The 14,807-nt window shown below is 64.3% G+C and carries 5 protein-coding genes; 2 read left to right on the top strand and 3 right to left on the bottom strand.

Annotation, left to right across the window (positions count from 1 at the left end; genetic code table 11):
* Nucleotides 1-4: 4 nt before the first annotated feature.
* Complete coding sequence (locus ACEN83_RS21640; RefSeq protein WP_495578384.1) at nt 5-9,238, bottom strand: amino acid adenylation domain-containing protein; 9,234 nt, start codon at nt 9,236-9,238, stop codon at nt 5-7.
* 259 nt (nt 9,239-9,497) lie between these two features.
* Nucleotides 9,498-10,232, bottom strand: a complete 735-nt coding sequence (locus tag ACEN83_RS21645; protein ID WP_495578385.1) for a thioesterase II family protein — start codon at nt 10,230-10,232, stop codon at nt 9,498-9,500.
* A 362-nt stretch (nt 10,233-10,594) separates the two neighbouring features.
* Here ACEN83_RS21645 and ACEN83_RS21650 point away from each other — a divergent pair, with 362 nt between their 5' ends.
* Entirely contained in the window at nt 10,595-11,512 is a 918-nt protein-coding gene (locus ACEN83_RS21650) for an IS110 family transposase (RefSeq protein WP_495578386.1), read from the top strand.
* Nucleotides 11,513-11,553: 41 nt separating this feature from the next.
* Here the strand turns inward: ACEN83_RS21650 and ACEN83_RS21655 are convergent, their stop codons facing one another.
* The gene (locus ACEN83_RS21655) at nt 11,554-12,726 is read right to left on the bottom strand and encodes an MFS transporter (protein WP_495578387.1); all 1,173 of its coding nucleotides are present in this window, start codon (nt 12,724-12,726) and stop codon (nt 11,554-11,556) included.
* Between the two features lie 257 nt (nt 12,727-12,983).
* Between ACEN83_RS21655 and ACEN83_RS21660 the strand changes: the two genes are divergently transcribed.
* A complete protein-coding gene (locus tag ACEN83_RS21660) occupies nt 12,984-14,807 on the top strand; it encodes a glycoside hydrolase family 15 protein (RefSeq protein WP_495578388.1) in 1,824 nt (607 codons plus the stop codon).

A 14,807-nucleotide genomic window follows, 5' to 3' on the forward strand; every position in this document is an offset into this window, starting at 1 on the left:
TGTATCAGTCCGCTGCGGTATGCGCTGTCGACGCACCCCGGTTCGCCGAGCGGCGCTTGATCGCCATGGCGCCACCGAGCAAGGCCTTGCGTTGCTCGTTCAAGCGCGCCTCGGCACGGCGCTGGACCTCGCTGGCCAGGTTCAGCAACTCACTGACCTGCAATGGCTCAGCGCCTACCAACGCCTCGAGCACCGCGCGGATCTGTTCGAACAGACATTCCAGCGTGCTCGGCAGGTACTGGCCGGCCGGTGTCTCGAAGCTCAGGTGGATGTGCTGCGCGTCGTTGTAGAACGCAGCGACAATGCCGATCTCGGCGGCCTGACGCCCGGACGGGAAATCCTCCACGTGCAACCCATCCATCGAGGGCAAGCGACCGACGCCTTCCTGGTAAATCAACTTGATGTCGAACAGCGGCGAACGGCCGGCCCGGCGCGGCAAGCGCAAGGCCTCCACCAGGCGCTCGAACGGCAGATCCTGATGGTCCGAAGCCTCCAGCACCGCCCGGCGACAGGCCTCCAGCAATTGCGCGGCCGGCTGCCCGGCATCGACTTCCACTTGCAGTACTAGTTGGTTAACGAAGAAGCCGACCATTTCTTCAAGCTCGGCTTGATTTCGGTTGGCGATATCGGTGCCGATGCGCACCCGAGCGACCTCGGTACGCTGGCGCAACACCAGGGTGAAACCGGCCAGCAGCAGCATGAACAACGACAGGTCGCGCTGTTGGGCAAAGTCGCGCAACTGCTGGCTGAGTTCGGCGCTGAAGGTGAAATGCGCGCTGGCACCCTCTTGCGCCGTGCGCCGGTCGCCATCGGCGGGCAACTCCAGCACCGCTTGCGGCTCGGCAAGGCGCTGCTGCCAGTAGTCGAGCTGGCGTTGCAACTCGCCGCCCTGCTCCAGCCACTGGCGCTGCCATTTGGCGAAGTCGGCGTACTGCACGCTGTGCGCCGGCAGTTGCGGGGTCTGGCCACGGTTGAGGGTTGGATAGAGCGTGACGAATTCATTGATCAGCACGCGGAACGACCAGTCATCGGCGACGATGTGATGCACCGTCAGCAACAGCACATGCTGGTCATCCGCGACCCGCAGCACCCGCACCCGCAGCAACGGGCCGTGGCGCAGGTCGAATGGCCGCGCGACTTCCTCGCGGGCCAGGTGTTGCGCCTCGACGTCCGGCGCCGGCAGATGCCGCAGGTCGCCGGCCTCGAAGCTCAACGGCAATTGCCGGTGTACCCGTTGCCAGGTCTGGCCGTCTTCCTCGTAGAAGGTGGTGCGCAACACCGCGTGGCGCTGCACCAGGGTTTCGAAGGTCTGGCGCAAGGCGTCGAGGTTCAGCTCGCCGCGCAGGCGCAAGGCACCCGGCATGTTGTACATCGAGCTGTCCGGCTCCAGGTTCCACAGGAACCACAAGCGCTGCTGGGCAAAGGACAGCGGCTGGCGTTCGCCAGAGGTGTCCGCCACCAGCGCCGGGCGTTCACAGCGGTGTTGCAGCGTCTGTACCTGAGCGGCGAAATCCTCAAGGCGCGGGTGTTCGAACAGGCTGCGCAGGCTCACCGACAGGCCCATGCGCTGGCGGATCTGCGAGACGATTTGCGTCGCCAGCAACGAGTGCCCGCCCAATTCGAAGAAGCTGTTCTCGCGGTCGACGCGACTGACCTGCAACACCTGCTGCCAGATCTGCGCCAGCTGGATTTCCAGTGCCCCCTGCGGTGCGCTACCGGTTGCAACCTCCCAGACTGGCGGGGCCGGCAACGCGGCGCGGTCGAGCTTGCCGTTGCGGTTGAGGGGCAACGCGGCCAGCACCACCAGTTGCGTCGGCAGCATGTAGTCCGGCAGGCGCTCGCCCAAGGCGCGGCGTACGGTGTCGGTGAGTTGTCGCGCATCCGCGTCCAGCTGTTCATCCAGGGCCGGCACCACGTAGCCGATCAACTGCTTGCCGCCGACGCCTTCGTGCACCAGCACTGCGGCTTCGCTGATCATCGGCAGGCCTTGCAGGTGCGCCTCCAGCTCACCCAGTTCGACGCGGAATCCGCGAATTTTCACCTGGTGATCGATACGCCCCAGGTATTCCAGTGCGCCGTCCTCGCGATAGCGCGCCAGGTCGCCGCTGCGGTACAGCCGCGCCCCGGGCGTGGCGGAGAATGGATCGGCAATGAAACGCTCGGCGCTCAAACCCGGACGCTGGTGATAGCGCTGGGCGAGGCCGGCGTCACCGCCGATGCACAACTCGCCGACGCAACCGGTCGGCAGCAGGTGGCCTTCGCTGTCCAGCACATACAACGCACGCCCCGGCAGCGCGCGGCCAATCGGCACGCCAAGGGGATTGCGGGTATCGGCCAGGGTGCATTCGTGGGTACTGGAAACGACCGTGGCTTCGGTCGGCCCATAGGTATTGAGCAGGCGCACATCGCCCAGACCGGCGGCATGCCACAACTTCAGGCCTTCCAGCGACATGGCCTCGCCCCCGACGTGGACCTGACGCAAGCGCCCTTTCTCGCGCTGCGGTTGCGCAGCCCACTCTTGAGCCAGCAAGAACCAGTAGGCGGCCGGCAGGTCGGCCAGGGTCACGCCGTGCGCGATGATCTGCCGATAAAGCGTGTCGGTGTCCCACAACTCATCGCCGCGCATCACCAGCGCCGCGCCCACGCACAGCGGCGGGTAGCACTGCTCGACAAAGCCGTCGAAGCTGAAGGTGGCGAATTGCAGCACACGGTCTTGCGCTGTGAGTTGTGAATAGTCCGCCGCGATCACGCAAAACTCGCGCAGCGCGGCGTGGGCCAGGCACACGCCTTTCGGGCGTCCGGTGGAGCCGGAGGTGTAGATCAGGTAGGCGAGGTCTTCGGCGCTGGCGAGGTTTTCCGGGTTTTCGGTGGAGTAACCGTCAACGCTCGCCTCCAGCGCCAGGCGCGGCAAACCTTGCGGCAGCGCTACATCGGCGAGCAAGCCCGGTTGCGCCAGCAGCAGGTCACTGCCGCTGTCTTCGATCATGTAGGCCAGTCGCTCGGCCGGGTAATCCGGATCGAGCGGTACATAACCGGCGCCGGACTTGAGGATGGCCATCAGGCTGACGATCATCTGCGCATTGCGCCGCACCGACAGGCCGACCCGCTGCCCCGGTGCCACACCCAGGGCGCGCAGGCGATGGGCGAGCTGGTTGGCTTGCGCATTGAGCTGGGCGTAGGTCAGGCACTCGTCGCCGACCATCACCGCCAGTGCATCGGGCGTGCGTGCCGCCTGTTGCTCGAAACGCTGATGGGCCAGCAACGGGCTGTCGAATGGCGGCGCGGGTGGACGCGAACCGGCCAACACCTTTGCTTGAGCCTGTGCATCGAGCAAGCTGATCGCGCCCAATGCCTGTTGTGGCTGTGCGACGAACTGCTCCAGCACCTGCAACAGGCTGGCGCCCAACTGGCTGATCTGCGCCGCGCTGAACCGGCTGCGGTCGAAGCTGAAATCCAGACGCAGGGTGGCGCCGACTTCGATGCCGAGGGTCAGCGGGTAGCTGGTGATTTCGTGATTGCGCAGCGCACCGAAGGTCAGGCCCGCCGGCGCCCCTTGCTTGAGGGCTTCGGCCACCGGGAAGTTCTCGAACACCAGCAGGCTGTCGAACAGCGCCCCCTGTTGCCCGGCCCAGCCCTGGATGTCGTACAGCGGCACGTGTTCGAACTCGCGCAGGCTCAGGTTCAGTGCTTGCAGGTGGTCGAGCCACTGGGCCACCGACTGCCCTGCCGGCGGTGCGGCAATGATCGGCAAGGTGTTGATGAACAGCCCCAATTGCTGTTCGATGCCCGGCAGCGGCGCGGAGCGTCCGGCCATGGTGGCGCCGAACGCCACGCAGGATTGGCCGGTGTAGCGCTGCAACAGCAGGCCCCAGGCTCCTTGCAGCAAGGTGTTGAGGGTGATTTTCTGCTGGCGGGCGAAATCGCCCAGGCGCTGTAGCGCGGCGCTTTCAAGGGTCAATTGATGCTCACTCATGCCGCGCCCTTCGACCGGTGTCGGCAAGGCTTGCGCCAGCAGCGTCGGCGTTTCCAGTGGCGCCAGCGCTTGCTTCCAGAACTGCTCGGCAGCCAGCAGAGGCTGCTGTTGAATCCAGCCCAGATAATCGCGGTATTGCCCCAACGGCCTGGCCAGCGTCTGGCCGGCATACTGCTGGATCACTTCGCCGAGCAACTGCGCGTTGCTCCAGCCGTCCATGAGGATGTGATGGCTGGTGTAGATCAGGTGCCAGTCTTCAGGGCTTCGGCGCACCAGCACCAGGCGGAACAACGGCGCGGCGCCGAGTTCGAAGCCGCGACTGCGCTCCTCGGCGGCCAGTGCCTCGAGGTCGACATCGGCCGCTTCGATCACTTGCAGTTGCAGGTCGATCTGGCGATGAATCACCTGATGCGCGCACTCAAGCCCCAACCAGTGGAAGCTGCTGCGCAAGATGTCGTGTCGGTTGATCGCCGCCTGCCAGGCCCGGCCGAATGCCGCCAGCTCCAACCCCTGGATGTCCAGGCGCAATTGATTGATGTAGGCCTCGGCCTGGGGTTCGTACAAGGTGTGGAACAGCATGCCCTGCTGCATCGGCGTCAGTGGGTAAACGTCCTCGATGGCCGGTGCCGGGACAGGCAAGGCATCGAGTTGTGCCCGGGTGATGCGCGCCAGCGGGAAGTCCGACGGTGTGACCTGGCCTGGCGTTGTCGCGCAGCAATGTTCGATCAGTGCCTTGAGTTCTTCGGTGTAGGCATCGGCCAGTTGTTGCACCGTGGATTCGGCGAACATGTCGCGGCTGAAACCCCATTGCAGCGAGAGCTGCCCGCCATACACCTGGCCTTCCACGGTCAGCCAGTTGGCCAGCGGCGCATCATCGCCCTGGGCCTGACCAGCGCTTTCCGGGGCCGGGACGAACAGCGCAGCCTCATCGAACTGACGGTCGAACTGCCCCAGGTAGTTGAAGGTGATGCGAGGCGCCGGCAGGTCTTGCAGAAGCTGGCGCTGCGCCGGTTCGCCGAGATAGCGCAGCAGCCCATAGCCCAGGCCTTTGCCCGGAATGGCGCGCAGTTGTTCCTTGATCGACTTGATCGAATTTGCCACCCCGGCCTCGGGTTGCAGGCGCACGGGAAACAGGCTGGTGAACCAGCCGACGGTGCGGCTCAGGTCGAGGTCGTCGGACAGGTCTTCGCGGCCGTGGCCTTCAAGCTGGATCAGCGTCGAGCCCTGCCCGCTCCAGCGGCAGATGACCCGCGCCAACGCCGTGAGCAACAGGTCGTTGACCTGGGTGCGATAGGCCGCCGGTGCCTGTTGCAGCAATTGACGGGTCAGCTCGGCATCCAGTTTCGATTCGATCTTGTGCCCGTGGCGCTGCTGCAAGCTGCCCTGCGGCTGCTCACACGGCAGGTCCCGGGCATCCGCCAGTTGCGCCTGCCAGTACGGCAGTTGCCCAGACAAGGTGCCGGCATGCTGTTGCAGGTGCGCGGCCCAGGCTTGATAGGCGCTGGTTTTCTCGGGCAGCGCCACTTGCCGGTAAGCCTGTTGCAAGTCTTCGAGCAACACCCGCCACGACACGCCGTCCACCGCCAGGTGATGGACCACCAGCAACAGGCGCTGGCTGCCATCGTCGAGGTTGACCAGCAAGGCGCGCAGCAGCGGCCCGTTGGCCAGATCGAGGCTGCGTTGCGCTTCATCGCACAGCACAGTCAGGGCTTCGGCCGAAGACGCCCGCCGCAGCCACAACCCAGCGGATTCGACCTGCGGCCCATGGTGTTGCTGCCAGCCTTGGGCACCGTCGATGAAGCGCAGGCGCAAGGCGTCGTGATGATTGACGACGGCCACCAAGGCCCGCTCCAACGCTTTCGGATCCAGCGCTTCCCGGGGCGTCAGCAGCAGCGACTGGTTCCAGTGCTGACGCTGGGCGATGGCCTGTTCGAAGAAGTAATGCTGCGCCGGGGTCAGGATCACCTCGCCGCTGACCGGGCCTTGATCGATGTTGCTGCGGCTATCGAACGTCGCGACCAATGCCAGGCTGCGCACGGTCTGGTACTGGAACAGATCCCGCGGACTGAGGCGAATCCCGGCCTGACGGGCGCGGCTGACCACCTGGATGGAAATGATCGAATCGCCGCCGAGTTCGAAGAAATTGTCTTCGAGACCCACAGGGTGCGTGCCCAATACGTCCTGCCAGATCTGCGCCAGCATGGTCTGCATGGCATCCTGCGGTGCGACGAACGCCTGTTGCGGCGCGGCGTCCGGTGGCGGCAAGGCCTTGCGGTCGAGCTTGCCGTTGGCGGTCACCGGCAAGGCATCCAGCGGCATCAGGTAGGTGGGCACCATGTATTCCGGCAGGCTGCCGAGCAGCCAGGCCTTGAGGGTTTGCGGCCACTGCGCATCGGCGTCGGCGTTTTCCAGCACCAGGTATGCCACCAGATGCTTGCCGCCCTGCACCAGCACCACGGCCTCGCGCACCAAGTCGTGCTGCATCAGGCGGGTTTCGATCTCCCCCAGTTCGATGCGCAGGCCGCGCAATTTGACTTGATGGTCGAGGCGCCCGAGGTATTCGATCACGCCATCGGCACGCTGCCGCACACGGTCACCGGTGCGGTACAAGCGCGCGCCGTCGTGGAACGGACACGGCACGAAGCGCTCGGCGGTGAGCGCCGGACGCCGGTGATAACTGCGCGCCAGCCCGGCGCCGCCGAGGTACAGCTCCCCCGCCACGCCAGCCGGAACCGGGAGCAATTGCGCATCCAGCACATGGGTGCGCAGGTTGGCGATGGGCCGGCCGATGGGCACGCTGTCGGCACCTTCGTCGACGCAGGTCCAGTGGGTCACGTCGATGGCCGCCTCCGTCGGGCCGTACAGGTTGTACAACCCGGCGCCCGGGAGCTTTTTGAACACCTGCAATTGCGCATCCAGCGGCAAGGCTTCGCCACTGCAAGCAATGCGCTTGAGGCCGGTGCAGGCCTCGACACCCGGTTCGTGGATGAACGCCTGGAGCATCGACGGCACAAAGTGCAGCGTGCTGATGCCGTGGTCAGCGATGAGGCGGATCAACTGCGCCGGTTCCCGATGTGCGCCCGGTGGCGCCACCACCAGACGCGCGCCGGTCATCAGCGGCCAGAAGAACTCCCAGACCGACACGTCGAAACTGAACGGGGTTTTCTGCAGTACCGAATCGCTGCCATCGAGCCCGTAGGCCTGCTGCATCCAGCACAAGCGGTTGACCAGCGCCGCGTGACTGTTGCCGGCGCCTTTGGGCTTACCGGTGGAGCCGGAGGTGTAGATCACATAGGCCAGGTTCAACGGATGCACCTCGACCTGCGGGCAGGCATCGCTGTAGCCGTCGAGCCAGTCTCGCGGCTGATCCAGGGCGATGACCTTGACGCCGTCGGTGGGCAGCGCGCCGAGCAGGTTGCCTTGCGTGAGCAGTAGACCAATCGCGCTGTCGTCGATCATGTAGGCCAGACGTTCGGCCGGGTACTCCGGGTCCAGCGGTACGTAGGCACCCCCGGCCTTGTGAATGGCCAACAGGCCTATGACCATTTCCAGCGAACGCTCGACGCAGATCCCCACCAGTACATCCGGGCCAACGCCCTGCCCGCGCAGGTAATTGGCCAGGCGATTGGTGCGGGCATCGAGTTGCGCGTAGCTCAACTGGCGCTCGCCAAACACCAGTGCCGTTGCCTCGGGCGTGCGTCGGGCCTGGGCCTGAATCAGCTGATGCATGCACTGCTCGACGGGATAGACCTCGGCGGTGCGGTTCCAGTCCTGCACCAGCACCTGTTGCTCATCGGCGCTCAGCATCGGCAACTCACCGATTTTTTGCGTCGAGTCGTCGACTAACGCCTGCAACAGGCGCGTCCAGTGCCGGGCCATGCGCGCGATGGTGTCGGCTTCGAACAGGTCGTTGGCGTAGGTCAGCGCGGCGTGCAGCTTGCCGCCCCTCTCCCATGTGTCGAGGGTGAGGTCGAACTGGGTGGTGCGGCTTTGCCAGTCGAGGCTGCCCAGCACCAGGCCGGAGGCGGTGCTGACCGAGGCCATGTCGGCCACGTGCGGCTGGTGGTTGTACATCACCTGGAACAACGGCGTGTGACTGAGGCTGCGCTCCAGTTTCAACGCTTCGACCAGGCGCTCGAACGGCAGGTCCTGATGGGCCTGGGCGCCGAGGGCGGTTTCCTTGACGGCGCGCAGCAGGTCGTCGACCCGGGTCTGGCCGTCCAGTTGGGTACGCAGCACCTGTGTGTTGACGAAGAAACCGATCAGGCCTTCGATTTCCGCGCGGTTGCGGTTGGCGATCGGCACGCCGACGCGGATGTCGGTTTGCCCGGTGTAGCGATGCAGCAGCGCGTTGAAGGCGCCGAGCAACAGCATGAACAGGGTGATGTTGTGCTTCTGCGCGGTGCTGCGCAGTTGTTCGGCCAGTTGCACTTCGACCGCGAATTCGTAGCGGGTGCCGCGATAGCTCGGCATCGCCGGGCGCGAATGATCCAGGGGCAATTCCAGCACCGGATGCTCATTGCCCAGTTGCGCCTGCCAGTACGCCAGTTGCCGCGCCTGCTCGCCCGCCTCCAGCCAGCGGCGCTGCCACAGGGCGTAGTCGCTGTACTGGATCGGCAACGCTGCCAGGTGCGGCTGCGTGCCCGCATCAAAGGCGTCGTAGCAGCGGATGAATTCGTCGATCAGCACGTTCATCGACCAGCCGTCGGAGACGATGTGGTGCAGGGTCAGCAACAGCACGTGCTCAAGTTCTGCGAGCTTGAGCAAGGTGACCCGCAGCAGCGGACCGGTCGCCAGATCGAACGGCAGCATCGATTGCTGCTCGGCGGTTTGCGCCACGGCCCGTTCGCGTTCCTCGGCGGGCAGTGCGCTGAAATCCACCTGTTCGATCAGCAGCGGCGCCGTGGCCGGCACTTGCTGCAAGCTGTCGTCGACCTGACGCTGGAACACCGTACGCAGGGTTTCATGCCGCGCCACCAGGCTGGCGAACGCCTGCTCCAACGCCGACAGATTCAAGTGCCCGGTCAACCGCACCGCGCCCGGCAGGTTGTAGGCGCCGCTGTGCGGGTCCAGTTGCCAGAGGAACCACATGCGTTGCTGGGCGTACGACAACGCCTGGCGATCCTCGGCCTCGATGCCGGCCGGGATCGGGAAACGAGCGAAATCCACGCCCTCCTTGTGCAAGGCCGCCAGGAACATCTGACGCTTTTCCAGGGGCAACCCGATAAACCGGCGAGCAAGTTTCAAGGAGTCTTCAGCATTCATCTATCGGCATCCGCATCAGTAGGCAGCAGGCGCAAGGGCGCGTCGTCCCTATAAAACGAATGCAGGCGGGAAAAATTAGCGCAGGGGAACAAGTATCAGGAGGAAGGGTAAAACACGAAAAACCGTGGTTGCTGCAGTTCAAAATGTGGGAGCGGGCTTGCTCGCGAAGGCGGTGTGTCAGTCACATGCATAACGTCTGATACACCGCTTTCGCGAGCAAGCCCGCTCCCACAGGTTTTGTGGTGAATTCAGAATAGGATCAGCCCACAGCCATCAACCCATGCCGCCGATGATGCCCCTCAAGCTGGTCCTTGATCACCCGCAGCACCTTGGCCTCCTGCTCATGGATGAAGAAGTGCCCGCCGGCCAGCATGTCCACCGAGAAACTGCCGCGGGTTTCCTGGCTCCAGCCGATCAATTGCTCGGTGGTGGCGCGGTCGGCCTTGCCGCCGAGCACGTGCACCGGGCACTTGAGCAAGGGGCGCTGGATCGGTGTGAATCGCCCGCACAACAGGAAGTCCGCGCGCAACACCGGCAGGGTCAGGCTCATCAACTCTTCATTGGCCAGGATCTCTTCGCTGGTGCCGTTGAGGGTGCGCAATTGCTCGATCAGTTCGGCATCGGTTTTCGGCTGGGCAAAGCCGCGGTCGTAGTCGGCGCGCAAGGTCGGCGCGGCAGTGCCCGAGGCGAACAGCGCGACCGGTTCCGGGCAACCCAGCGAGCGGAACGCGTGGGCCATCTCGCAGGCCAGCAACGCCCCCATGCTGTGGCCGAACAACGCATACGGTGCCTTGAGCGTGGCCTTCTGTTCGTGGGCCAGTTGCAGCGCCAGGCGGCGCATGTCGGTGTGCAGGGGCTCGCCATAGCGCGCGCCCCGCCCCGGCAGTTCCACCGGTTGCAGCTTGAGCCATTCCGGCAGTTTGCGCCGCCAGCGGCTATAGACCATGGCACTCGCGCCCGAATAGGGCAGGCACAGCAATGTCAGCGGGGTCACCGGGATTTCCTCGAAGGTTGTCTGCTTGGAGAACGGATGAGGTGTAGCCGGAATTAGTCGCAGATCCAAATGTGGGAGCGGGCTTGCTCGCGAAGGCGGTGTGTCATGTAACATTGATGTCGACTGACACACCGCCTTCGCGAGCAAGCCCGCTTGTGTCTAGATCCAGGAATAGACTTCGAGGTGAGAGGGGTGGATGGCAAGCTGTGAGTCCGCGGTGCTAAAAGCACGTGTGGGAGCCAAGCTGCCATCCACCTTTCCACTCTGGCCCATAAGCCCGAACAGTTGGACGAGCGCCACTCGAATCACAAGCGTGGGCAAAGCCAGAGCACTCTCACTCCTGAGTGTAAGAGGGTTTTGCCATGATTTCCTGGGTCGGCATCGATATCTCCAAATCAAACCTGGTTGTATGGGTTCAACCTCAGGGTGAAGGTTTTGACCTTCCCAATACGTCAGAAGGCTTTGTTGAGCTGATTGAGCGCCTGAGCCGGTACGAGGTTGGCCGGGTTCTGCTGGAGGCCACCGGTGGTTACGAGAGCAAGGTCATGGCGGCACTGCAGGGCGCCGACTTCAACGTGCTCAGAATCAATCCCCGCCGGGCCAGAGCCTTCGCCGTGGCGATGGGCAAGAATGCCAAGACCGACCCCATCGACGCGGCCGTGCTGGCGGACTTCGCTGAAGTGCTGCATGCATCCCGCGACAAGATCATTTCGCCGGAACGTGAAGCGCTGCGCGAGCTGATCCAGTTGCGCGAGCAGTTTGTTCAGCAACGAGACGACAACAAGCGCCGGCTTCAGCAAGTCCAGCTACCCGTTGTTATCGAGGCGATCAAAGGTCTTGTTCACTACCTGCAAGTGCAGATCAAGCAGCTCGATAAAACCATCCATCAGAGCATGCATGAACTGGATGCCGAAAAAGCCGAGCGACTCATTTCCGTTAAAGGTATCGGTACGGTGGCCACAGCCAGCTTGCTGGTTTACCTGCCTGAATTGGGAGAGCTTGATCGTCGTGAAGTGGCGGCCTTGGCGGGAATTGCGCCGTACAACGACGACAGCGGCAATCACAGCGGAAAACGTCAAATCTATGGAGGCAGAGCCCGTGTCAGACGTGCGCTTTACATGTCTTGCTGGGTCGTGATCCGTCATCAGCCAGACTTCAAGGCACGTTATGACGCTCTTCGGGAGCGAGGCAAGAGCGCGAAAGTCGCGCTCATCGCCTGCATGCGGGTCTTACTGATTAGGCTGAATGCCATGTTGCGGGACGGCACCGAATGGCGGTGACGAGTGGCAGGGGGAAGACAGTTGCTCCCACAGGTCGATCTTCATTTCAGATGGCGATAGCTCGGGATCGCGGAGCCGAGCACCAGCGCCCCCGCCGCAATCGCCAGCCAGAACCCGCTGCGCGCGCCGAAGGCGTCCACCAGCCAGCCGGAGCCGGCGGCGCCGATCGCGACGCCGATGCTCAGCCCGGTGACTAGCCAGGTCAGGCCTTCGGTGAGTTTGGCCGGCGGCACGATCTGCTCCACCAGGGCCATGGCGACGATCAGCGTCGGAGCAAAAAACAGCCCCGCGACAAACACCGCCAGCGACAAGCCGAGAATGTTCGCCGCCAGCAACAACGGCAAGGTGGTCACCGCCGTTGCCACGCCGCCGTACAGGAACAGGCGCGCCAGCGGTACTTTCGAACGCAGCGCACCGAAGGCCAGCCCGGCCAGGCACGAGCCGATGGCGTACACCGACAGCACGATGCTCGCCGCCGCCGGTTGGCCCTGCTGCTGGGCGAAGGCGACGCTGACCACGTCCACCACGCCGACGATGGTGCCCATGGCGACCATCAACAGCATCAGCAATTGAATGTCGCGCGAGCGAATGATCGAGCCTTGATGGTGATCTTCGTGGGGATGTACCGGCGGCTCCGTGCTGCGCTGCAACACGAACGCGGTGACGCCGACGGCCAGTGCCAGCAAGGCTGCCAATGGCCCGGCCTCGGGAAACGCCACCACACACAGGCCAACGGAAAGCGGCGGCCCGACGATGAAGCAGACTTCATCCAGTACCGATTCCAGGGCGTAGGCAGTCTGCAGCTCGGGGCGCCCGCGATACACCTCGGTCCAGCGAGCCCGCACCATCGCCGACATGCTCGGCATGCAACCGGCCAGCGCGGCGAAGACAAACAGTGTCCAGTGCGGCGCCCGCAACCGCGTGCACAGCAACAACAGCAGCAGCGCCCCACCGCCGAGCAGCGCCGCCACCGGCAGAATCCGCCCCTGGCCATACCGATCCACCAGCCGCGAGACCTGCGGCGCACAAAAGGCCGTGGCCAGGGCGAACGTCGCCGCCACCGCGCCCGCCAGACCGTAGCCACCCTGCAACTGCGAGAGCATGGTAATCAGGCCGATGCCGGTCATGGAAATCGGCATGCGCGCGACCATGCCGGCCAGCACGAATGCGCCGCTGCCAGGGGCTTTGAATAACTCGCGATAGGGGTTTGCCATGGGTCGGGTCTCATCAGGGGACTGCACGTTGCCATAACGGCTGATTGCGGGGGAAGCGTGGAATTGTTGGTTGAATGTGAAGGCCCCTTCGCGAGCAAGCCCGCTCCCACAGTTGATTTGTGTACGCCGTCCAATGTGGGAGCGGGCTTGCCCGCGAAGAGGCCCTCACAGACAACTCACATTCCCCGCCAAATGAACTCTCGACCAACCGGACCAGTCAGCTAAATAGGCCCCAGATTCCCCGGAGTTGCGCGACAATGGCTGATCACCCCGAACGCCAAAGCCCCATCGACGCCCACGGCATCATCGGCGACATGCGCAGCGCGGCGCTGGTCAACGACAAGGGCAGCGTGGATTTTTTCTGCTGGCCGGAGTTCGACAGTCCGTCGATCTTCTGCTCGCTGCTGGACACCCCCGAGGCGGGGATTTTCCAATTGTCGCCGGATTTGCCCGACGCCCGCCGCGAACAGATTTACCTGCCCGACACCAACGTGCTGCAAACCCGCTGGCTCAGTGACCGGGCGGTGGTCGAGGTCACCGACCTGCTGCCCGTCGGCGACACCGAAGACGACCTGCCACTGCTGATGCGGCGGATCCGCGTGGTCAGCGGCCGCGCCACCTTTCACATGCGTTGCGCGGTGCGCCATGACTACGCCCGCGCCAGCACCCGCGCGAGTATGGATAAGGATGACGTGATCTTCGAGGCTGCCGACCAGCCGTCCCTGCGACTGTGCGCCGATCAAGCCATGCACATTGATGCCAATGGGGCGGTCGCGCGGTTCACCCTTGAGCAAGACCAGACCGCCCAGTTCCTGCTCGGTGCGCCTGGCGACCCACGCTTCAAGGAGGGTGCCGCCGATCTGTGCCTGGAACGCACCCTGAAGTTCTGGCGCGACTGGATCGGCCAGTCCAACTACCGCGGGCGCTGGCGTGAAATGGTCAACCGCTCGGCCCTGGCCATGAAGCTGCTGACCTCGCGCAAGCACGGCGCCATTCTCGCCGCGGCTACTTTCGGCCTGCCGGAAAGCCCCGGTGGCGAGCGCAACTGGGACTATCGCTTCACCTGGATCCGCGACGCTTCGTTCACGGTCTATGCGTTCATGCGCCTGGGCTTCGTCGAAGAAGCCAACGCCTACATGCGCTGGTTGCGCGGGCGGGTCAGCGACTGCCGGGGCAAGCCGATGAAACTCAACATCCTGTATGCCATCGACGGTCGCCAGGAGTTGCCGGAAATCGAGCTGACGCACCTGTCCGGTCACGGTGGCGCACAACCGGTGCGCATCGGCAACCAGGCGTACCAACAGGTCCAGCTCGACATCTTTGGCGAGCTGATGGACGCGATTTACCTGGTCAACAAGTACGGCGAAGCCATCTCCCATGAAGGCTGGAAACACACGGTGGAAGTCATCGACCAGGTCTGCGAAACCTGGGAGCAAAAGGACGTCGGCATCTGGGAAATGCGCGGCGAGCAATATCATTTCCTGCATTCACGGCTGATGTGCTGGGTCGCCCTGGACCGCGCCATCCGCCTCGCGTCCAAACGCTCGCTGCCCGCCCCGTTCGCCCGCTGGGACCAGACTCGCCAGGCGATCCATGCCGACATCTGGGAAAACTTCTGGAATGAGGAGCGCGGGCATTTCGTCCAGCACATCGGCGGCACCGGCCTGGACGGTTCGATGCTGCTGATGCCGCTGTTGCGCTTCGTCAGCGCCCGCGACCCGCGCTGGCTGACGACCCTGCAAGCCATCGAAAAGAGCCTGGTGCGCGACGGCATGATCTACCGCTACCGCAACGAGGACAGCCAGATCGACGGCCTGCCCGGCAGCGAAGGCGCCTTCGCCGCCTGCTCGTTCTGGTACGTCGAATGCCTGGCCCGCGCCGGCCAGCTCGACAAGGCCCACCTGGAGTTCGAACAGTTGCTCAGGTACGCCAACCCGCTGGGGTTGTATGCCGAAGAGTTCGACAGCCATGGACGGCACATGGGCAACACGCCGCAGGCGCTGACGCATCTGGCGTTGATCAGTGCGGCGTGTTTTCTGGACCGCAGGTTGAGTGGGGAGAAGGTTGTCTGGCAGCCTTGA

Source organism: Pseudomonas sp. Pseusp49 (genome assembly GCF_059491875.1).

Coding starts and splice junctions, on each gene's coding strand:
- ACEN83_RS21660 (WP_495578388.1), top strand. CDS start 12,984: ATGGCTGATCACCCCGAACGCCAAAGCCCCATCGACGCCCACGGCATC.
- ACEN83_RS21640 (WP_495578384.1), bottom strand. CDS start 9,238: ATGAATGCTGAAGACTCCTTGAAACTTGCTCGCCGGTTTATCGGGTTG.
- ACEN83_RS21650 (WP_495578386.1), top strand. CDS start 10,595: ATGATTTCCTGGGTCGGCATCGATATCTCCAAATCAAACCTGGTTGTA.
- ACEN83_RS21655 (WP_495578387.1), bottom strand. CDS start 12,726: ATGGCAAACCCCTATCGCGAGTTATTCAAAGCCCCTGGCAGCGGCGCA.